This is a genomic window from Pseudomonas sp. Marseille-Q5299 (assembly GCF_943737035.1).
GTDB classification, from domain to species: domain Bacteria; phylum Pseudomonadota; class Gammaproteobacteria; order Pseudomonadales; family Pseudomonadaceae; genus Aquipseudomonas; species Aquipseudomonas putida_E.
The window spans coordinates 122,059-142,529 of the sequence record NZ_CALSFR010000013.1; the positions used below are offsets into that span (position 1 = coordinate 122,059).

Genomic DNA, 20,471 nt, shown 5'->3' on the forward strand with positions numbered 1-20,471 from the left:
CTGTGTGAAAACCCAAACGGGTCTCTGAAGATCGCGAGCGTACGTGAAATCTGAAATGGCTTGGTTATTCAGCTAACCCAGATTTCGCGCAGGAGCGCGAAATTCTGGTCATTTTCTAACCAGCCGGATCGCGCCAAGCGTTTTCACACAGCCTGGACCCTAAATGGACGTCAATCAAAAACCGCTCTTGGTGAAATTTGAATTGCATAACCGTCGGCACTTCCAATAAGTGCAACCAGCCGATTGGCCTTAATCACTTACACGAGCATTGAGGGTAATGACGGGGCCGAAAGTGAGCAGTGGACGTAGCTTATCCATAACACTGGAGACATGCCGGTTGGCAGCGTGCTCTTCGACAGCCTGCTGGTTCATCCAGCCATCGATAATGTAAAACGTATTGGGTGCCTTGAAGCTCTGATAGAGGTTGTAATACAGGCAGCCGGGTTCCGCTCTTGCCGGTTCGACAAATCGCATGATCAACGCTTTGACCCGGTCGATATTGCAGTCATTGCAGCGAAGCTCGCAGATGATGTGCCGCTCTTCGGATTTGCTGCTTTGCATGTTTGTATCCTGGATCTAGAGGAGCCCTTAGCTGACGCGAAACGACCGATTCGCGGCCGCCGATTCGACGTACATCGCCGGAATTGCTTGGCGACTTACTCGGAGCGCTTTTCGAATATGCCTTTGGCTATCGCAGCCGCCGACATTGCGCTCGGCCAGCCGGCGTAGAAGGCCAGATGGGTAATGACTTCAGCGGCCTGAATTTGGGTCAGGCCATTGTCCATGGCTTTATTCACGTGAAAGGGAATTTGAGCGGCTTGCCCCACTGCAACCAGGGCTGCGACCGTGACCAGACAGCGATCACGCGGAGTTAGCGTCGGGCGCAGCCACAGGTCATGGAACAGTACCGAAGTGGTATAGCCTGCAAGCGCTTCGAATGCAGGGCCGATCATCTGTTCTACCGCCGCCACGCGCATCTGCTCAAAGGTTTCGTCGACGGGGAGCATGCTGTCCTGTACATCCGCCAAAGCGGTTCGGGCGATATCGCGGGCCTCAAATACGTCTTTGGCGATGGATGCGGCTAATGTGGCACTGCCCCAGCCTGAATAGAATGCTAGATGAGTGATGACTTCACTCAGTTCGGTGGGCGTAACACCATTGTCCAACGCCAAATCGAATTGGCGGACCATTTCGGCTGGCTGATGCAGCGCAATCAAGGCGGCAACGGTCACGATGCTGCGATCCCGGGGCAGCAATTGGGGACGCTGCCATATCTCTTCCAGAAGCACGTCTTGGGTGTAGCGTACAAATGCCGGTACGGCGAAGTCCGCTTTGTCTGATTTCATAGTGAATGATCGCTCGTGCAGATGAATAGTTGGAAACGAGCGCGTGACGCTGGCTCTAAGAAACAGCGTCACGCGCTGAAGAATGCTTAACGGTTGATGGTTTTCATCATCTGCGCGTTATAACGCTCACCTTGCACAGGCACCTCTGCCAGAACCTCACTGAGTTCGCGAAGGTCTTCTGCGGTCAATTGCACGTATGCTCCGCCTACGTTTTCTTCCAGGCGATGCAGCTTGGTGGTACCGGGGATAGGTGAAATCCACGGCTTTTGTGCCAGCAGCCAAGCCAATGCTATCTGAGCCGAGGTTACTTGCTTGCGCTGGGCGATTTCACCAATCAGGGCGACGAGATGGTGGTTAGCCTCCCGGGCACCGTCAGCAAAACGAGGCAGATTGTTCCGTACATCACCGCTGGAGAAGGTCGTGCTGGCATCAATTTTCCCGCTCAGGAAACCCTTACCCAGGGGGCTGAAGGGAATGAAACCAACCCCGAGCGCTTCAAGGGTTGGAATAATTTCCAGTTCAGGCTCGCGGGTAAACATCGAATACTCGCTTTGAAGCGCTGACAGCGGCTGTACCGCATGGGCGCGACGGATAGCGTCTACGCCGGCTTCACACATGCCAAAATATTTGACCTTACCTTCCTTGATGAGGTCGCGCACGGCCCCGGCAACATCCTCCATGGGGACGTTAGGATCAACGCGATGTTGGTAAAACAGGTCAATGCAGTCGGTCTTCAGGCGCTTGAGTGACTCTTCCGCTACCTGTCGGATGCGCTCCGGCCGACTGTCCAGCCCAGCAACGGGATTGCCGTCTTTGAAACCGAATTTTGTCGCGATGACGATCTGCTCGCGGAATGGTTGAACGGCTTCGCCCACCATTTCTTCGTTGACTTGCCCATAGGCTTCGGCCGAATCGAAGAGAGTGACACCATGCTCAAAAGCCGCCCTGATGAGTTTGATTGCTTCCGCTTTGTCAGTGGCGGGGCCATAGCCGAATGTCAGGCCCATGCAGCCCAGACCAATGGCTGAAACCTCGAGGCCGTTGCTGCCGATTTTGCGCTTTTGCATCATCCATCTCCTTTGAAGGTATGAGAAACCAACCCTCAAACTGTCGGGTTACTGGGGATGCAGCTACTTTAAAAACACCTTATACATTCAAGAAGTGGCATACTGAGATAACCGGCATGAGATAAATTCATAGTGGCCCAGTACGATTTCAACAGCCTTTCGGTGTTTATCACCGTAGCGCGTGAGCGCAGTTTCACTAGGGCCGCTGCCCATCTGGGTGTGTCCCAATCCGCTATCAGTCATAGCATCCGCAGTCTTGAAGAGCGTCTCGGGATTCGCTTGCTTACCCGCACAACACGCGGTGCGTCGCCGACCGAAGCTGGCGAGCGTTTGCTCGGCAGCCTCGTGCCTTACTACGAGGGAATAGAAGCCGAAGTCGCCGCGTTGGGAGAGCTGCGCGACAAGCCATCAGGGACTATTCGGATAACGTCCCACGACCATGCCGCATCCACCATCCTCTGGCCGAAACTATCTAGGTTGCTGCCGGATTATCCCGACCTCACCTTGGAGATCAACATCGGCTACGGGTTGATCGATATCGTCGCTGAACGTTATGACGCGGGGGTACGGATAGGCGATCAGGTGGCAAAGGATATGATCGCTGTGAGGATTTCCCCTGACTTTCGCATGGCTGTGGTGGGCGCGCCCGGGTACTTCGACCAACGCAAAAAGCCACAAGTCCCCCAGGATCTGACCACCCATAACTGCGCGAACCTGCGTTTACCCACCCACGGTGGCCTGTATGCCTGGGAGTTTTCAAAGGCTGGTAAAGCGCTGAATGTTCAGGTGCCAGGGCAGATGATCTTCAATACCTCCTCCCAGACAATGGCCGCCGCATTGGAAGGGTACGGTTTGGCTTATGCGCCGGAGGATGTTGTCCAGCCGTACGTCAAGAGTGGCCGATTGGTCCGTGTTCTTGAGGATTGGGCGCCGACGTTTCCGGGGTATCACTTTTACTACCCGAGTCGGAGGCAATCCTTGCCAGCCTTCGCACTTGTAGCCAACGCTCTCCGCTACAGGGATTAGGGCCTCCTTGAACAGATCCTATGTCGGCTGGCAAATGTCTCCTTGGTGACTGACCACCTCCGGCGGTCGATCCACGCCATCGTCAATGCTTGCTTTTGCTGGTTCCCACCGGCGGCTTCTGGCCGATTCCTGCCCTTCGCGAGAGACCGCTTAGGGTCGTTAGCGGTCACTCGCGAATGGCTGCAACCGACCCGTAGCGGACTGTCAACAGCCCGTAAGCGCGACAGTGAATCGGTGGCCACGTATTGAGGAATGCCCAAACAACATTAACGAACCGCTCCGACTGATCAAACACAGGTCGATGCGCCTGTAGATTGCCGTGCTGACACGCCTGCGGAATACCGCTGAAATGTCTCGGAGCGGGTGATCGGAAAAATGTTCCACCAGGTGTTAACGAGCCTCGGCGAACGACGTTTGAACCAACCACTAATTTACCCATTTAGCCAGCAAGATCGGGTCTCGCTTCTTGCGCCCGGTGAACTTCATTGTAACTTCAACTTTCGTGCCGGCCGGGCCCATAAAATCGCTAGCGTCTTCACCATCCAGAAGCTTGGGTAGAGGACTGGTGCTGGCTATGTTCAACTTAAGCAGCTTTACCAGATCCTCTTCCGAATCCTTTATCCATTCGATCAGCTTGACCCTGAGCAGCTGAATAGGCTTTGGCTTCTTGCCGTTGACTTTGAGAGGTGGGTGAGCGACATCCTGGATCTTTAGGTCCTTGATAGAGTAGGCCATGGCTATCTTGCAAACGCTTTCTCCACGATAATCAATCTTGGCGACTACGTTCGTAGGTGTTGGGGTTTTCCGCAGGTCCTTGTCGTCCACTGACAGCGTTACGCTGGCATCTTGGAAGGGGGACGGGAGAATTTTCCCGATTACCATCTGCCTTGCTATGCGAGTGAATTGCTTGCCCGCGAGCCTAACCCATCCCAGATGTTCCTCATCAAGAAGGCAAAGGCATCGACTGTTTTTCGGGAGCGGACCGTCAGGCCTACCCCATTCGTAGAGATCCACCCCACTTTTGAATTTGAGGCGCGGGGCGGCGTTGGCTGGCTCCTCGATCGTGCCGGTGTGGAAGATGTTAGAGGGTTCCGCAGTTTGAACTGCCTTCTTCATGGCTGCATGGTTGGCTGCTTTTAGCAAAACCCGTGCACGTTCTTTTTCGGCCACTACAGCTTCAAGTCTTCCAGACTGGAATTCATCAGCCTGGCTCTGGATTTCGTTCATCACGCTCTCGTACTTCTCGAAGGCTTCCTTGGCCCGCTCTACGTCTGCCTCCATTCGTTCAAGTCGCTCCCAGTCGATCTCCAAGACTTTGGGATCATCTGCCCAGGCATTCACCACTTCGCGGACTCGCTCACAGGTCGAGGTTCGCGACTCTCCATCAAAGCAAACGCTCAATTCCAGATTGCGCGCTGCACCGTTGAAAGTGAGATTTTGGCTGCCGAGGGTGACGAAGCTCGACTGATCCATGATCACCTTGGCGTGCAGATTCTTAACCTCGTAGATCTTGCACTTACGATCCAGCAGCAATCTGAAGGCCGCCAGAGTAGAAGCCTTAGATACAAAGTCCCTGACCTCGAACCGGGTGTAGAAGGTCGCCCTCTTTTTAGCCAGTCTGTCGAGGGTTTTGTTTCGTGTGATATACGGCGATAGCACAGTCAGAGGAGTGGATGCTTCCCTGATCTGTCGCTGCCAGCGTTTGGCGACGTTTGTTCTGATACGGATCATGTTCCTTCCCTGGACGATTGGGGCGCGGGGGCGTGAATTGGATGCCACAGTATATCCACTTGGCCTTAATGGTTAGCTATGTGCGGCCCCACATACTCAATTTGGCAAAGCCCAAGCTCGGTAAAACGTGATGGAGCTACCAGGTGTCTACAGGCGCTCGCGCGCACGGTAATCACCCCGTGAGAGCTATTCGAGCACCTCCTCGCCGACTCCCTTGGACATCAAAGGACTCTCGGCACATTACCTGTGCGCCGCTGTACTGTTCTTGCTGTTTGGTGATCAACAAATTCACCGATAGCCTGTCGCGACCGGCGACACCCGACCCATAGCGGACAATCAGATAGGCTCAGCATGCGCATGCGTCTACAAAGGCCTTCTTCCGGGCATCCTGGTTCACGTTGAATTTTGCATCTTCCCCAATGCCGCATTGACAGCCAGCCATCCCTCTACCGCTGGCGCTCCGGCCTCACCGAATGCCCGTTCAAGCAGCTTAACTTGTTCACGTCGCAGCATTTCCTCAAGTCGCGAGCCTTCTTTGGTCAGCTGAAGCAAACGCATCCGCTTGTCGGTATGCGATGCCACGCTGTCCACTAAGCCCATCTCTGCCAATTGCCGGAGCGGTATGTTTAGCGCCTGCTTGGTCACGCCGAGCAGAGCCAGCAGCTGCTTGACGCTTAGGTGAGGGTGCCGGGCTATGAAAAAAACGATCCTCTGATGCACACGGCCCAAGCCCCTGCGCTCAAGCATCTCGTCGGCCTTGGTGATGAACGCCTGATAGCCAAAGAAAAACGCTTCCATGGCCTTCTGCTGTGCTTCCTGGTTTTTTAGGTCAATCATGTTGACTTATTCTCGACGAGCGTTCTACTTTAGGTAAAGGAGTTTGACCTATATTGTTCGCGCTTGGCCAGAGGTGATCCATGGCATTTTCTGAACGTGTTTCGCGCCTTAAAAGCTCTTTGATTCGTGAAATTCTGGCCGCCGCGCAGCGCCCAGGGATGATGTCTTTTGCAGGAGGGCTGCCGGCAGAGGAGATGCTGCCCTCTGTGGACTGGGCTGAAATGCCCACCAGCATGGGCCAGTACGGCATGAGCGAGGGTGAGCCGATGTTGCGTGAGGCTCTGGCCAGGGAAGCACGGGCGTTGGGAATCACGTGCGAGGCTAGCCAAGTGCTCATTCTCAGCGGCTCGCAGCAGGCTCTGGACCTGACATCAAAACTGTATATCGACAAAGGAACGCCGGTACTGCTGGAAGCCCCTACCTATCTGGCTGCATTGCAAAGCTTCCAGTTCTTCGGTGCGCACTGCCTTTCGCTGCCGATGGAGCGGGATGGCCCCGACTTGGAGTCGTTGCGCGAACTGCTGAGCCTGAACCGCCCGGCCTTCATCTATCTGATTCCAACGTTCCAGAACCCGTCGGGTCTGCGCTACAGCGACAGTAAAAGGGACGAAGTCGCGGCGCTTCTCGATGAGTTCAACGTCACATTGATCGAAGATGAGCCTTATCGAGAGCTAAGCTTCGACGGCAACGCGGTCATGCCGGTTGTCAGCCGTTTGAACACCGCCAGCTGGATATATACCGGTACGGTGTCCAAGACCTTACTGCCCGGCTTGCGGGTTGGGTATCTGATTGCCAGCCCCGACCTGTTCCCCCACTTGCTGCGGCTCAAGCAATCGGCGGACCTGCATACCAGTCGGGTTGGGCAATGGCAGGTGCTGCAATGGTTGGGGACAGAAAGGCTTGAGCGTCATCTGGAAGAATTACGCAGCTATTACCGTGGTCGTCGAGACGCGTTCCAGGCTGCATTGGAGACGCACTTCGCCGACCTCGCCGAGTGGCAGATGCCAGAGGGAGGGTTGTTCTTCTGGTTGACGCTCAAGCACCCCATCGATACCCGGGAATTGCTCGAACCGGCACTGGCGGCCAATGTGGCTTTCATGCCAGGTGAGCCCTTCTTCCCGGAGCCTGACAAACATCCAGGGCACCTGAGGCTGAACTTCAGCCATGTTGCTCCCGACAAGCTGGATGAAGGTCTGAAGCGTTTGGCGGATGTCCTGCGTCGGGCTCTGATCCAACAGGCGGCCTGACTATGTCTAATGGGTCGAAATCTGCAATTCACGACAAGCCGATTTCGACCCATTGCGGCCATTCGCGGAGGCCAATACACGGCCTATTGCGCCCCTTCGACCCTATCGCTCGATAGGTGATCATGGCGCACTTCGATACAGATATGGCCTAGTTCGAAGCTACTATCTTGGCCCTGTGGGGCTATTCCAAGCGTTGCTACAGTGGGCTCCATCAACCATCCACCCACTACGAGCAACTACCCATGAACAACCGCCTTGATTACTTCAAACTGTCTCCCCAAGCGTCCAACAAACTGGTGGAGCTCACCCTGCAACTGAGCAAGAAGCCGCTACTGGCCGATCTCGCCCACCTGATCATGTTGCGCGCTTCGCAGCTAAACGGCTGTTCGTTCTGCGTGGATATGCATGTGAAAGAGGCCAAGATCCATGGCGAGCGCGAGCTGCGTCTTCACCACGTGGCCGTCTGGCGTGAGTCACAGCTGTTTTCGCCAGCAGAGCGGGCGGCGCTGGAGTGGACTGAAGCCCTGACCCAACTGCCGCCTCATGGTATCTCCAACAGCCTGTATGCGAGTGCGCGTGAGCAGTTTTCCGAGCAGGAGCTGTCGGATTTGTCGTTCCTGATCGTCGCCATCAATGGCTGGAATCGCCTCAATGTGGCTTTCCAGGCGATCCCGGGCTCGTCCGATGAACTGTTCGGCCTGAACAAGGCCAACCTCAACTGAGTAACTTGCTGATCAACGCGCCAAGCTGCTCGCCTGGAGCAGTCGTGGCGCAGTTGGTAAAACTCAGGAGCAGACCTGACTGACGCTGCGATGAGGCAGCCCAGCGCGACAACGCTTGTACCGACATGCCCCTCGCCAGCACCTGCTCGGCCAGGGCGGTGTCGCTTACGTCCTCCGGCAAACGCAGTACCAGGTGCATACCGCCTGGCGAGCGTTCCACCTGCATACCCTTCGGCAAACTCCGCTCCAGTGCTTCGATGGTCAATGCCCGTCGTTCGTTGTAGAGGCGGCGCATGCGTTGGATGTGCCGAGCGAAGTGTCCCTCGGCAACGAACTCCGCCACCAAAGCCTGGGTAATTGACGGTGACCCGGCAGCAAACAAGGCCCGTCCGACGCGCTCGAACGCTGCCACCTGCGCCTGCGGCACCACCAGATAAGCCAGGCGAATACCGGGAAACAGCACCTTGCTGAAGGTGCCGGCATACAGCACGCGCCCATGGCGATCCAAGCTGGCCAGCGCTGGAAGTGGACGGCTGACGTAGCGGTACTCGCCGTCGTAATCGTCCTCGACAATCCAGCCACCGGTGCGGGCAGCCCAATCGAGTAGCAGTTGTCGGCGTGGCAGCGACAGTGCCATCGACAGCGGGCTCTGATGCCCTGGTGTCACCATGACGACCTGAGCAGCCCGAGAACCCGCGATGGCGTGTTCTACGTTCATGCCTTCGGCATCAACCGGCACCGCTTCCAGGTCCAGGCCGAACTGGCGAAGCACCTGGCGCGTAGTGGGATAGCCCGGGTCTTCCACCCAGGCGCACTCGCCTGGCTGCAACAGGGTATGTGCGACTAAAGACAGGCTATTGCGCCAACCGCTGGTGATAAACACCTGATGGGCACCGCAATCGATACCTCGGGACACCTGCAGATACGAAGCAATGGCGCTGCGCAACGCTGCCAGGCCGTGGGGTGCTGGATAGTCCAGATCTCCCAGACGCATCCCACGGAGATACCGAGCACCGAGACGCGCCCATATCTTGCGCGGAAATGCATCCAGCGCCGGTACCCCCATCTGGAACGGCAACAGCTGCGGTGGGCGCCAGAGCGAATCAGGCGCGTCTCCGATCACTTGGCTGCTGACTGGTAATACGGTGGCCGCTGACACAGGCTTCTGCAGTTCAGGATTGATTACGGTGCCTTTCTGCCCGAGCGCCAGGAGGTACCCTTCGCTGGCCATCAGCGAATAGGCCAGTTCGACGGTGCCACGTGCCACCCCCAGCTCCTTAGCCATGGCGCGCGCCGACGGCAAGCGGTCACCGGGGGACAACGTGCCAGCGGCAACGGCGGCCAGCACGCGGTCGTACAGTTGACGATACAGGGGCAAGGCGGACTGCTCTTCCAAGGGAGCAAAAGGCGGCTTGGGGGAGGTCATCATGGCCTAGTTCATATCCCATTTCTTGGCTCAATCAAGTGGGTCAATGGTAGTCCAATATAGCGCCATCACCTACTGACGAGGGCAACTCCCATGAAATTCCCTTTGCACAACTTCATACCCAGCGTGCTCGACCTGGCCGACACCGCCCTGCGTCCCTTGGACAGCACCCATGACCTGTGCAGCGCATTCCCGGTAATGCAGCAATTGCGCCCTCATCTAACGAGCGAAGCCGACTTCGTCCGCCGCATCGAGCGTATGCGCCTTGAAGGCTATCGCCTGATTGGCGCTTATGACGCAGGCGTTCTTGTAGCACTGGCTGGTTATCGCTTACAGGAAAACCTGGTCTACGGCGCATTCCTGTATGTCGATGACCTTGTAACCGCCGAGGCTCAGCGGGGTGGCCAGTGGGGGTCGCGCTTATTGCAAGCCTTGGAACGACTGGCGCGCGCCAGCGGTTGTGCACGCCTGGTGCTCGACACGGGTTTGGCCAACGCCCGCGCGCAACGTTTCTACTTCCGTGAAGGCCTGTTGACGGGTGCACTGCGCTTTCAAAAACAGTTCGATACGCCATAACCCGCATGCACACCCAAGGAGGCAAACCTCATGACATCGTCCCAACAGCCACTTGCTCCTTTGCGCATTCTTCGCCTGGTCGCCAGCCCCAATGCAGAGGCTTCGGAAAGTCTGAAACTGTCCCAGCAGATCCTATTTGCCTTGGCCAGTCAGGCCGGCAGAAAGGGTATCCAGTTGACCGATTTAGACCTCAACACCTTGGCCCCAGTTGATTCGCCTTACGCCCAGGCGTTGGCCAATCAGCGCGTAGTCATAGCAAGCGGTCAGAAGGGTACGTTGAGCCGTTCCGACGAGTTGATCGACCAACTACAGGCATGCGACGTACTGCTGATTGCCACGCCGATGCACAACTATAGCGTGCCCGCCCCACTCAAGATGTGGATCGACCACGTGGTACGCGTGGGCAAAACGTTTTTGGGCACCGCCAAAGGCAAAGTCGGAAATCTGACGGATCGTCCGGTTTACGTCGCAATCGCTAGCGGGGGCTATATCAGCGGCCCACAGGCCCGTCAACCGGACTTTCTGCGCCCCTACCTGTCCGCCGTCCTTGCCACCATCGGTCTCACTCAGGTGCGTTACTTCACCGTTGAGGGTACCGCCAAGGGGGGGGAGTCACTGAATACTGGAAGGGCAACAGGGTACGGTGATGTGCAGGCGTACTTTGTTAGGCATAGCCGTCGAGTGGATCAAGTCTAAAGTCCGCTTCAGGGCCGACATCTACTCCAAGCGTTAAGGTTTGCATCTCAACTGGGCCGTATGCCAACAAGCGGCCACGCTCTTCATCGCTCATACAAAGGAAAAGAAATCATGAATCGTCTCAATTGGTTTGAAGCTTCGCCTGGTGCAGCTAAGGCCCTCGGCGGCCTGCATCATTTCGTGACCACCGCGACAAATTTGCCAGCCTCGTTGATCCACCTCGTGTTTCTCAGAGTGTCTCAAATCAACGGCTGCGCTCATTGCATTGATCTTCACTCACGCGATCTGATCAAAGCAGGTATGTCAGTGGACAAGGTGCTGTTAGTGCCGGTATGGCATGAAGCGCAATATTTGTTCTCGGATCAGGAGCGCTCAGCACTGGCTTGGGCGGAAGAAGTCACCAGGGTAAGCGAGACACAGGTATCCGACGAAGCTTATGCAGCCGCATCGGCGATGTTTGCAGAAAAGGATCTTGTTGACCTGACAGCGGCGATTGCCGCAATGAATGCGTTCAACCGTATGGGCGTCAGCTTCCGACTCAAACCTGCGGCTAGGGCTTGATGACCTAGTGACTCGGCCTGGAGAGGTAATACTTCGAAGACGGCACCTCGCTCCTATCGCGTACCGTCTGCTTCAGGCCATTTGCTGACCTTTCCGAACGACCGCTATGGGTCGAAAGCGGCCGGTCACCACTGTCCGCTGTCGACCCATAGTGGGCACTCGCCTTAATACTATTCGCGCCCAGGGGCCGGGAATTGAGTACCAGACGATCAGGTCAGAGCCGCAGCCAGGATCGTGTCCCGGGAAGTGGTGTAACTGAACCAGCCGAAGGCGCCCTGCGGGCGAAAGAGGATGGTCATCGTGGTTCTTGGCTAACGTTGAGTTTGCGAAGACCAAACACTCACCAGAGAAACCACGATGACCAAGCCCACTATCGCATTGACCGAGTTGGTTGAGAAAGGGGCAGACGCTGATCTGCTCAAGCAAATGATCCAGTTCGTTGCCCAGCGCATGATGGAGTTCGATGTCGAAGGCCTGTGCGGCGCGGGCTTCGATGTCAAAAGCCCAGACCGGACAAATAGCCGTAATGGCTACCGTGATCGCCTTTGGCAAACCCGCGCCGGCGACGTTGACCTGAAGATCCCGAAGCTGCGCCAAGGCAGCTACTTTCCTGGCTTCCTCGAACCCCGACGTACCGCCGAGAAGGCCATGGCGGCGGTGATCCAGGAAGCCTACATCCAAGGCGTTTCAACGCGTTCGGTGGACGAGCTGGTCAAGGCCATGGGCATGACCGGTATCTCCAAAAGCCAGGTTTCACGGCTAGCTGGTGAGATCGATGAGCGCGTTCACGCTTTCCTTGATCGCCCGCTTGAAGGCGACTGGCCCTATCTCTGGATCGATGCCACCTACGTCAAGGTGCGGGAGGCCGGGCGCATCGTCTCGGTCGCCGTAATAATCGCCGTGGCCGTGAACACCGACGGTGGCCGCGAAGTCCTGGGCATGCGGGTTGGGCCGTCAGAGGCTGAGCCGTTCTGGACAGACTTCCTGCGCAGCCTCATGCGACGTGGCTTGCGGGGCGTGAAGCTTGTCATCTCCGACGCCCACGAAGGGCTCAAGGCGGCTGTTTCCAAGGTATTCAACGCGACCTGGCAGCGCTGCCGTGTGCATTTCATGCGCAATGCCATGGCCCACGTCGGCAAAGGTCAGCGCACCATGGTAGCGGCGCTGCTGCGCACGGTCTTCGCCCAGGACAGCCGTGCCGAATGCCATCAGCAATGGCGGTTGGTCGCCGATCAACTGCGCGAAAAGTACCCGAAGATCGCGACGCTCATGGACGGCTGTGAGGATGAAGTGCTGGCTCACATGGCGTTTCCCAAGGCACACCGGCAGCAGTTACACAGCACCAACCCGCTTGAACGGCTCAACGCTGAAATCAAACGCCGCACCGATGTCGTGGGGATTTTCCCCAACGATCCGGCCATCACACGGCTGGTAGGCGCGATGCTGCTGGAGCAGAACGACGAGTGGTGCCTGCAAAGACGTTACATGCAGTTGGAGGCCTTCGAAGCGGTCAGCGATAATCCACAAGCCAAGCTGTCAGCTGTGATCAACTAAACGGCGAACTCAATGGCCAGAGCCATGATGAGTTACACCACTTCCTGGGACACGATCGCAGCCAGCGCGCAAAGGATCTAGTTTCGATGCTTGACAGCAGCACTGCATGTGATGGGGAAGTTGACCGAATTGGCAATAAAACACTCATGGTGAGCATCGTCATGGAGACGTTTTGCCAGATCCAGATCCGATTCGTTGCTGATGATGACCTGAGGCCTTAACTCTGCGCTCTTGAAATGGCCTTTGCGCTGGCCATCAGCTTCAACCATCCGGCCCATCGGGTGGTCGACGTATTCCAGTACGTTCACCTTGTTGACTGCGCACAGATGAAGATACCAAAGCTTGTGACAGGCCGAGATAGAGGCCAGCAACATGTCTTCCGGGTTCCAGCGTTCGGGATGTCCGCGAAAGGCAGGGTCGGCGGAGCCCAGGATAGGTGTTTTGCCTGGAGCTTCCACATTGAAGTCTCTCTGGTAAGCCGTGTAGCTGGCAGTACCATCACCCGTGTTGCCTATCCAATTTACGGTGACAGCGTAACTGTGTTCTTTCATGCTCACTCCTGTGACGAAAGATGGCCAGAAAAACTCCGCGCCGCTTGGGCACAGTTATTGTGCACTCCCTGGATGGTTTTCCACTAGCCCTGCATTTTCAGCGGTGCATGAGAAAGTCGTACACCAAGCAACGAACCGGGAAGAGGACAGCTGTCAATGTCTGTTATGGGTCGATAGCGACCGTCCACCGTATCGAGTTCACCCTTGTTCTCCTCTAATACGGGGGACAACCCATGAAAACCGCTGCTACCTACGCCCATCGTCCATGGAACAAGGGAAAGCTAGTCGGGCAGAAAGCCCCGCTCCGACTCAGAGATATCTGGGCCATCCGGGTAAGGCTCCAGATCGCAAAGAAATCTAGGGATCTGGCGTTGTTCAACTTGGCCATCGACAGCAAGCTGCGAGCCTGCGACTTAACCAAGCTTCGTGTACGGGACGTAGCCCATGGAGAGCATGTGTCGTCACGAGCGATCGTGATGCAGCAGAAAACTCAACATCCGGTGCAATTTGAGATCACTGAGCAAACCCTTATGGCTTTGGAAGCCTGGATGCATCAGGCTCACCTCCGTAGCGACGACTGTCTGTTTCCGAGTCGGCTACACGGTTCAGATCATCTCTCCACTAGGCAATACGCTCGAATAGTGAAAGCCTGGGTAACAGCCATTGGCCTTGACCCAGCCATGTACGGCACCCACACTCTGCGGCGAACGAAGGCCTCCTTGATCTATCGCAGAACGAAGAATCTAAGGGCAACTCCTACTTGGTCGCACCAAGCTTGAAAGCACCGTCAGATATCTGGGGATTGAGGTCGACGATGCCTTGGAGATGGCAGAGCAGACGCAGGTCTGACCATCCAAAGCGACGTTCGAGGCAGACCGTCGCTATCCGACCCAAAGCGAACATTGGTCAACAAGTTAACGGAATGCATCAGATGATCGAGAGGCTTGTTAGAACGGCGAACGCTCCTGAGATAGCAATACCCTGGCCTATCAAACCTCGCATGGACGGGCTTGATCTAAAGTCCATAGCCTTGCGAATCCTGTTGAACTATGTGGGAAAGCCATACAGCTTGCTCGGGTTCAACGACAGTATCTGATTCCGAATTGATTCAGACGGTATCCATTCAAGAAGTAAGTCCGCTAGGAGTGCATCGTCTGGCTTAGACCCTTTTTCAGTGACGTGCGGCCAATCAGATCCCCATACGAAACGATCAGGGCGTTTTGCAACAAGAAGCCCTGCCAGCTGTCCATAATCCTCGTACGAAGGGGCTCCGACAGCAGAGCTGATGTAGGCGCCCGATAGCTTGATCCACACCTTGTCCGTATCCAGCAAACGCTGCAATACCTTGAACGGTTCAGAGTCAAAGCCGCCAGGTTGCTCTACTTCGCCTAAGTGATCGATAACCACAGTACCGGGGAGCTTGCGCAATCGCGCTTCTAAGCCGGGCAACGCCTTCCCTGGGGATACAAACTGAACATGCCACCCCAGTTCATTCACTCGAGCAGCTAAGGGCTCAAGATATTCGATGCCAGCTCCACCAAAGCTCAAATTGATGCGAACGCCGCGTACCCCGGCGGCATGCATCTTTTGTAGATCGTAGTCGCTGATAGTCGGCTCGATTACAGCGACCCCGCGAGCGTTGCCGTTACTGGCTTCCAAGCCGTCCATCAGCACCTGATTGTTAAAGCCGTAGGTGGAGGGCGTAACTATTACCATCCGATGAACCCCCAGACGCTCCTGAAGCTGCTGGTAGTCAGCAAGGGTAGCATTCGGTGGTCGAAGCTTGGCATTTGGTACGGGAGGGACGCGGTCGTCGAACAGGTGCATGTGACAGTCGACGCTACCGGAGGGGAATTTTAGTCTGGGCGGTTGCTCGCCTGTAGACCAGGGAACAGCGGCCAAACTTTGTCCTGCGGCTGCGAATCCTAAAAGGGAGGCCGAAGCCGCTACGAAATGCCGTCGCGTGAGGCTCATGAGTCATCCAGTGAAAGTTGAGGCCGTGCCTTACGTCAGTCCCCGCACTGACAATGACCGTCCATGCGGGGGCCCAAAGTTACTTACACAGCCTCGGGCTGCTCCAGCCGCCCTAGAACTTCTGAGCGCCGCGATAGGAACCGGTCCCAGACTTCAGGATTTAGCAGATGGGGAGGTCGAGTGCCTTCGAGCATGGAAATCAGCTGCTCTGCGGAAGAACGCGCTACATTGCGACGTCCGCCATGACTCACTCCTGCGGTATGGAAGGTCGCAACGACATTGCTGAGGCTCAGAAGCGGGGCCTCATGGCGTGGTGGTTCGACTTCCCAAACGTCCAGACCAGCACCTCGCAGGTGCCCGGTTTTAAGCGCTTCATACAAGGCGGCTTCATCATGAATCCCACCCCGAGCGGTGGAGATGAACACCGAACCCGGCTTCATCATTGCAAATGCATCAGCGCCGATCATATGCCTGGTTTGAGAGTTGAGTGGGCAGTGCAGCGAGACGAAGTCACTGCGCTGCAAAAGAGCCTCCAGGCTAACCGGCTCTGCCCCACGTGACCGGATCTCATCCGGAGTCAGATGGGGATCGTAGGCCAAAACCTCCAATCCGAAACCCTTGGCGACGTTAGCCGTACGGGTGCCAATTTCACCGATACCGATGATGCCGAACGTGGATCCGTGAATTTCATCCCCCATCAGATCTTCGCGTGTGAAGCCGGTTTCGGTCCTGAGCTTTCTATCGGACTCAACCACTCGTTTGACCACAGCTAGTAGCAGGGCGAATGTGTGCTCTGCCACCGAATGGGCATTCGCACCAGCCTGATTCACGACGGGGATGCCTGCAGCAGTGCAAGCAGCTACATCTACTGTGTCGTAGCCGGCCCCGCCCGCCGACACACAGAGCAGGTTGGGGCAAGACTTGATCAACGCTTCTGTCACCCACCAGCGCTTGGGTAGATCATCTTTAGCTGCGCAAACGTGGTACCCATGGCTTTGCGCTAACGCATCAGCCGTGTCCGAGTCCTCAGGATCTCGGGATGCAATCTGAAGATCGACGTTGGCATTGCGTGCCAGCGTTTCGTCAAAGATAGGGTTGATCCAGAGATCCAGGCGGCACACCTGTGCCTTGAAGGCGGCAGTCATTTAAAAATCCTCTGTGGTGAAGCAAACCAGTAACAGTCGCTCGCTCGGCAGTAGGCCCAAACCAATCAGGTATTGGACGGTTTCAGCTCGGCTTGATGGTGAGTAGTGGCATCTGCGTCCAAAGTGCTAACAGCAGCAGCGGGAACGGGCTCTTTGATAGTGAGCAGGATTAGGAAGCTGACGAACGATGCGATCGCCATGCAAAGAAACACTTGGGACCAGCCGTAGCTGTCGAGAAGCAATCCCACAAGGAATGGCGCTGCTGCCCCGCCAAGCTGCCCACCTGTGTTAACGATCGAGCTCGCCACAGGAAATACCTTCTTCGAGGCCAAACCCATGGGGTAAACCATGTAGGACGAGTAGCCGATGCTGATGAGCGTGCCCGTGAGGAACATCAGCCCTGCGTACAGAAGCGGATCGTTGGGCGAATTAATCAGGGCGTACATCATCCCGGCCGTAGCCAGAGCAGAGAGCATCATGCCTGGCTTCCGACGCTTGCCCAGAAGGCGGTCGGAAAGGATGCCGCCCAGCAGATTCCCGAAAATTGCGCCTACCCAAGGCGCTGCGGCCACAAACCCCATGTTCATGATCGAGAAGTTTTTGACGCTCACAAGATAGGTCGGGATCCACGACAGAAGGATCATGGAGATGCCGACCTGGAAGCTGTATCCAAGTGAGCACCCGATGACGTTCCAAGAGCGGAAAAGACCCTTGCTGGTAGAAATGGGTTCTACCGGCGTGACACGGATAAATTTGTCGAGCTTTTTGAAGTCCCGGCGTGCAGCTTTGTCTTGCTGGGTAATAACGTTGTTAGCTTCATCGGTGATGTATTCGAGCTCCTTGGAGTTTACGAATTTGCTCTCCGACGGCTGATTGGTAACCAGGAAATACCACATGATCGCCAAGATGATCCCTGGAATGGCGAAGAAGTAAAAAATTTCGCGCCAACCCCACATCGCGACGATAGCCACGCAGAGCGGTGGGACCAAGACTGGGCCGAATTTGACTGCGGCAAGGAAAATGCCAGTCGCCGTGCCCTTTTCCTTGGCCGGGAACCAGTTGTTGATCGTCGAGGCGATGCCAATCGGCAGAGGACCCTCGGCAATGCCGAGCAAGAACCGACAAATTTTAAGCCCCACAACCGAACTGACGGTGCCCATCAAGGCCGTGAAGACGGAGGTGGCGATCATTGAGAAGGAAAAAATCTTCCTTACGCCATAGCGGCTTGAAGCGAAGCCGGAGGGAATCTGCGCCAATGCGTATGCCAACAGGAATACGCTGAGCAGCGCTCCTGCTTCGGCGTTGGTCATTGGATATTCCTCCCGGATAAACGGGAGTGCCACGCCGAGGTTTGCTCTGTCAGCCGACGCGACTGTATAGACCAAGAAGAACAATCCGGCGACGACCCACCGGAACCGAGATGGTTTTTGGGCGTTGTTGATACCGTTACTCATGCTTTCACCTGCTCTTATTATTAACGGTTGCGGGTTATCAGCAGGTCGCTCTGGGTTTGTTTACGACAACAGCATGCCGTCGGACCTAAGCCCGTGCATTTAGCGACCTTACCTTGATTGTTGGAATGCCTGTGCGCTTTAGGACGCAAGGCCTTGAAGCGCTACGTCGGCGGATCGAGAAGATGCAGATGCAGAGGATGGCGGTCGGGACGTCGACGATGACTGAGCCTCGGCACGGCGATAGCAGGCCATGACAGGATCGAAAGAGGGCGAACCATTCGGGAGGTCCGCGAACTGCTAAACAGGCGCGCAGATTCAGGCAGTTGCGCGTCAGCCGTTTTGGGTGTGATGGGGCTCATGGCTCCTCCGAAATTGTTCTTATAGAGCCGACTATAAACCAGATTGTACTGTGATTGTATTTTTTTTACGAAGGCGTGGGGTTTCCCGATCGGTGGGCCATGAAGCGCCGGTAGGCCATCCGGATATGCGTCGTCATTGCCTGCTTCGCAAGCTCCCCGTCTCCGATTTCGATCGCATAGGTGATGTCCAGGTGCTGCTGCAGGCTTCGGGCGAAGTCCGCTTCAGCGTAGAGAAAAAAGGACCGCGTAATCACAGGCATGTCGATAAGGGTCTGGAGCATGGAACGTAATCGTTGGGAGCGAGCAGTCTCCAACAACTGATGATGAAACTCCCTGTTTGCCGCCTGGACATCAAGCTGGACGTTCTCGTCACCCCGCTTGATAGCGGATGCCATCGCGTCATTTATTCGATGGAGAGCTTGTACGTCCTGCTCTGTAGCCCTTATGGCAGCTAGCATGGCGGCGTGTGGTTCCAGCAGCTCCCGCAAGCTGAACATCTCTTCGACGTCCCACTTCGTCCATCCCGCCACGAATACACCCCGGTTGGCCTCCACTACCGCCAACCCGTCATCGACCAGCCTCTTGAGGGACGCACGGACAGGCGTGCGGCTCAGCTCGAACTCTCTACTGAGAGGCTCTTCCTTCAGCTGAGTCCCAGGCTCGTACTGACCGGCAATGATGCGATTACGCAAAGTCTCGTAGATTTGCTCACTAGCCATATCTGCCGCTCTCTCTCCTGTCTGTCTGGACTACCACAGGCACCAGGAAATCCCTGCCCGATGCTCCGGCGTAGCGCTCATTATCGCCACGGGCCCTACCGTTTGTACCAAAATTGTTTGCATAAACCCTGATTGTACTTTTATTGTATTCGCAGACACCTTCTGTGTCCGCTCAAGCAACGGCGAAGCGTGATCAGTGATCAGCGAGCAGTCCTTAAGGCTTGAGCCCGATCCAACCAGACGGATACAGCCATGCCCATCCCACAAGAACAAATCGAAGTCCTCAAGAAGCTCGGCTCAGCCACTATTCATGAAGCCCAAGGTCAGACCGGTGCGCTTGATAGCTGCTTCAAACCGATTGATCCGACTGTGAGGCTATGCGGCCCGGCCCTGACGGTTGACTGCCGCCCTGACGACAACCTCGCGATTCACTTCGCTTTGACCAAGGCTAAACCAGGGGATGTGCTCGTCGTGGATGCCAAGGGCTTCATGGAAGCCGGCCCGTGGGGTGATCTGCTTACCCTCGCCGCACAAAAACTCGGCATCGTAGGACTGGTAATGAACGGCGCGGTGCGAGATGCGGACGCCATCATCGAAATGGGTTTCCCTACCTTTGCTCGTGGGTTGAGCATCAAGGGGACGAACAAATGCCAGCCTGGAAAAGTGAACGTGCCCATCGTCATCGGCAACGTGCATATCCAGCCTGGCGATATCATCGTCGGAGACCGAGACGGCCTCGTAGTCGTAAAGAAAGACCGCGTAGAGGAAGTCATTAGTCTGAGCAGGGCTCGCGAGGACAAGGAGGACGGCATTCGCCATGGCATCGAGGCCGGCATCAGTACCGTTCAACTACTGGGGCTCGAAGCTACGCTCGAACGCCTTGGAATGAAGTAACTGTCAATGCGCCTGGGGTCAACCACGACTTGATCCCATCAAGGGTCCCCAGGCGCACCTACTCATGACTTACTCTGCCCGAAAACTACCAACCACCGGTCGTGTGGCCATGTCTCAATCGGTTGAATGAACGTCCGCCATGGTCAGGCAGTTCAGCCCTTAGTGCATCATGCCCAGCTCGGCATCATCCATCAGTGCTTTGGCCAACGCACTCAGGTAGTGCGAAGCCCAGATCAGCTGTGGTTTATCGTCCATCAAGCCTTCGATGGTCAGGTCCCGCACATAGCCCATCAGCTCTGAAGCCTGTTCGCGGGCATTCTGGCAAGGGATGCCCGCTTCGATGCGAAACAGTGGGTGGGTCTGGTTTTCACCCTGGTAGAACGTGGTCTTGCCGACAGTGACTTTGGTGTCGTCTGGGGTCATTGCGTATTCTCCCTGAAGGTTTAGGGCCTGGGCGAACGTCATGACGGGCAACCCGCCTTTAGCTCAGCACCGGTCTCACGCAGCGCGCTGTGCGTATGGGCTTGCTGGCGACAGCGCCCACCCAGGCAAAACAGGCTTAACGGCCTAGTGCAGGGTGCGCGGC

At 56.2% G+C, this 20,471-nt stretch carries 20 protein-coding genes and 1 pseudogene; 9 read left to right on the forward strand and 12 right to left on the reverse strand.

Going from position 1 to position 20,471, the window contains the following annotated elements:
- Positions 1–249 precede the first annotated feature (249 nt).
- From NGJ21_RS25270 to NGJ21_RS25280, 3 genes are all read right to left on the reverse strand, one after another.
- Positions 250–561, reverse strand: coding sequence for a putative quinol monooxygenase (locus NGJ21_RS25270; RefSeq protein ID WP_115274240.1), 312 nt, complete (start codon positions 559–561; stop codon positions 250–252).
- Between the two features lie 95 nt (positions 562–656).
- Positions 657–1,346 (reverse strand): carboxymuconolactone decarboxylase family protein, encoded by a 690-nt coding sequence (locus tag NGJ21_RS25275; RefSeq protein WP_115274239.1) that lies wholly within the window; start codon positions 1,344–1,346, stop codon positions 657–659.
- Between the two features lie 86 nt (positions 1,347–1,432).
- Positions 1,433–2,413, reverse strand: a complete 981-nt coding sequence (locus NGJ21_RS25280) for an aldo/keto reductase (RefSeq protein ID WP_115274238.1) — start codon at positions 2,411–2,413, stop codon at positions 1,433–1,435.
- 132 nt (positions 2,414–2,545) lie between these two features.
- Between NGJ21_RS25280 and NGJ21_RS25285 the strand changes: the two genes are divergently transcribed.
- Positions 2,546–3,439 (forward strand): LysR family transcriptional regulator, encoded by an 894-nt coding sequence (locus NGJ21_RS25285; RefSeq protein ID WP_115274237.1) that lies wholly within the window; start codon positions 2,546–2,548, stop codon positions 3,437–3,439.
- A gap of 426 nt (positions 3,440–3,865) precedes the next feature.
- Here the strand turns inward: NGJ21_RS25285 and NGJ21_RS25290 are convergent, their stop codons facing one another.
- Both NGJ21_RS25290 and NGJ21_RS25295 read right to left on the reverse strand, forming a co-directional pair.
- Positions 3,866–5,170 carry a phospholipase D family protein gene (locus NGJ21_RS25290; RefSeq protein ID WP_251962853.1) on the reverse strand — a complete coding sequence of 435 codons (1,305 nt, stop codon included), beginning with the start codon at positions 5,168–5,170 and terminating at the stop codon, positions 3,866–3,868.
- 393 nt (positions 5,171–5,563) lie between these two features.
- Positions 5,564–6,007 carry a MarR family transcriptional regulator gene (locus NGJ21_RS25295; RefSeq protein WP_115274233.1) on the reverse strand — a complete coding sequence of 148 codons (444 nt, stop codon included), beginning with the start codon at positions 6,005–6,007 and terminating at the stop codon, positions 5,564–5,566.
- An 80-nt stretch (positions 6,008–6,087) separates the two neighbouring features.
- On the opposite strand from NGJ21_RS25295, the gene NGJ21_RS25300 reads away from it, so the two are divergent.
- Both NGJ21_RS25300 and NGJ21_RS25305 read left to right on the forward strand, forming a co-directional pair.
- Complete coding sequence (locus NGJ21_RS25300) at positions 6,088–7,254, forward strand: aminotransferase-like domain-containing protein (protein ID WP_115274234.1); 1,167 nt, start codon at positions 6,088–6,090, stop codon at positions 7,252–7,254.
- Between the two features lie 242 nt (positions 7,255–7,496).
- A complete protein-coding gene (locus NGJ21_RS25305; protein ID WP_012314955.1) occupies positions 7,497–7,976 on the forward strand; it encodes a carboxymuconolactone decarboxylase family protein in 480 nt (159 codons plus the stop codon).
- Here the strand turns inward: NGJ21_RS25305 and pdxR are convergent.
- A complete protein-coding gene (gene pdxR / locus NGJ21_RS25310; protein ID WP_251962854.1) occupies positions 7,969–9,405 on the reverse strand; it encodes a MocR-like pyridoxine biosynthesis transcription factor PdxR in 1,437 nt (478 codons plus the stop codon). The two genes, NGJ21_RS25305 and pdxR, sit on opposite strands and share 8 nt — an antisense overlap.
- Before the next feature lie 90 nt (positions 9,406–9,495).
- Between pdxR and NGJ21_RS25315 the strand changes: the two genes are divergently transcribed.
- From NGJ21_RS25315 to NGJ21_RS25330, 4 genes are all read left to right on the forward strand, one after another.
- Positions 9,496–9,978, forward strand: a complete 483-nt coding sequence (locus tag NGJ21_RS25315) for a GNAT family N-acetyltransferase (protein WP_012314953.1) — start codon at positions 9,496–9,498, stop codon at positions 9,976–9,978.
- Positions 9,979–10,008: 30 nt separating this feature from the next.
- Positions 10,009–10,674, forward strand: a complete 666-nt coding sequence (locus NGJ21_RS25320; RefSeq protein WP_251962855.1) for an FMN-dependent NADH-azoreductase — start codon at positions 10,009–10,011, stop codon at positions 10,672–10,674.
- 111 nt (positions 10,675–10,785) lie between these two features.
- Positions 10,786–11,235 carry a carboxymuconolactone decarboxylase family protein gene (locus NGJ21_RS25325; protein ID WP_012314951.1) on the forward strand — a complete coding sequence of 150 codons (450 nt, stop codon included), beginning with the start codon at positions 10,786–10,788 and terminating at the stop codon, positions 11,233–11,235.
- 357 nt (positions 11,236–11,592) lie between these two features.
- Positions 11,593–12,789: an IS256 family transposase gene (locus tag NGJ21_RS25330; protein WP_016391483.1), complete on the forward strand. Its 1,197-nt coding sequence runs from the start codon at positions 11,593–11,595 to the stop codon at positions 12,787–12,789.
- A 77-nt stretch (positions 12,790–12,866) separates the two neighbouring features.
- On the opposite strand, the gene NGJ21_RS25335 is transcribed toward NGJ21_RS25330, so the two are convergent.
- Positions 12,867–13,340 carry an OsmC family protein gene (locus NGJ21_RS25335; RefSeq protein WP_251962856.1) on the reverse strand — a complete coding sequence of 158 codons (474 nt, stop codon included), beginning with the start codon at positions 13,338–13,340 and terminating at the stop codon, positions 12,867–12,869.
- Between the two features lie 233 nt (positions 13,341–13,573).
- Between NGJ21_RS25335 and NGJ21_RS25340 the strand changes: the two are divergent.
- Positions 13,574–14,189 (forward strand): annotated as a pseudogene (locus tag NGJ21_RS25340) (tyrosine-type recombinase/integrase).
- A 198-nt stretch (positions 14,190–14,387) separates the two neighbouring features.
- Here the strand turns inward: NGJ21_RS25340 and NGJ21_RS25345 are convergent.
- The 4 genes from NGJ21_RS25345 to NGJ21_RS25360 form a co-directional block, all read right to left on the reverse strand.
- Positions 14,388–15,167 carry an amidohydrolase family protein gene (locus tag NGJ21_RS25345; protein ID WP_251962857.1) on the reverse strand — a complete coding sequence of 260 codons (780 nt, stop codon included), beginning with the start codon at positions 15,165–15,167 and terminating at the stop codon, positions 14,388–14,390.
- Between the two features lie 230 nt (positions 15,168–15,397).
- A complete protein-coding gene (locus NGJ21_RS25350; RefSeq protein WP_115274444.1) occupies positions 15,398–16,459 on the reverse strand; it encodes a hydroxyacid dehydrogenase in 1,062 nt (353 codons plus the stop codon).
- A gap of 65 nt (positions 16,460–16,524) precedes the next feature.
- Positions 16,525–17,913 (reverse strand): MFS transporter, encoded by a 1,389-nt coding sequence (locus NGJ21_RS25355; protein ID WP_115274445.1) that lies wholly within the window; start codon positions 17,911–17,913, stop codon positions 16,525–16,527.
- A 424-nt stretch (positions 17,914–18,337) separates the two neighbouring features.
- Positions 18,338–18,991: a GntR family transcriptional regulator gene (locus tag NGJ21_RS25360; protein WP_115274446.1), complete on the reverse strand. Its 654-nt coding sequence runs from the start codon at positions 18,989–18,991 to the stop codon at positions 18,338–18,340.
- Between the two features lie 252 nt (positions 18,992–19,243).
- On the opposite strand from NGJ21_RS25360, the gene NGJ21_RS25365 reads away from it, so the two are divergent.
- Entirely contained in the window at positions 19,244–19,885 is a 642-nt protein-coding gene (locus NGJ21_RS25365; RefSeq protein WP_115274447.1) for a 4-carboxy-4-hydroxy-2-oxoadipate aldolase/oxaloacetate decarboxylase, read from the forward strand.
- Between the two features lie 159 nt (positions 19,886–20,044).
- Here NGJ21_RS25365 and NGJ21_RS25370 read toward each other — a convergent pair whose 3' ends face one another.
- On the reverse strand, positions 20,045–20,308 hold the full coding sequence (locus NGJ21_RS25370) for a DUF3077 domain-containing protein (RefSeq protein ID WP_012314949.1): 264 nt from the start codon (positions 20,306–20,308) through the stop codon (positions 20,045–20,047).
- Positions 20,309–20,471: the final 163 nt, after the last annotated feature.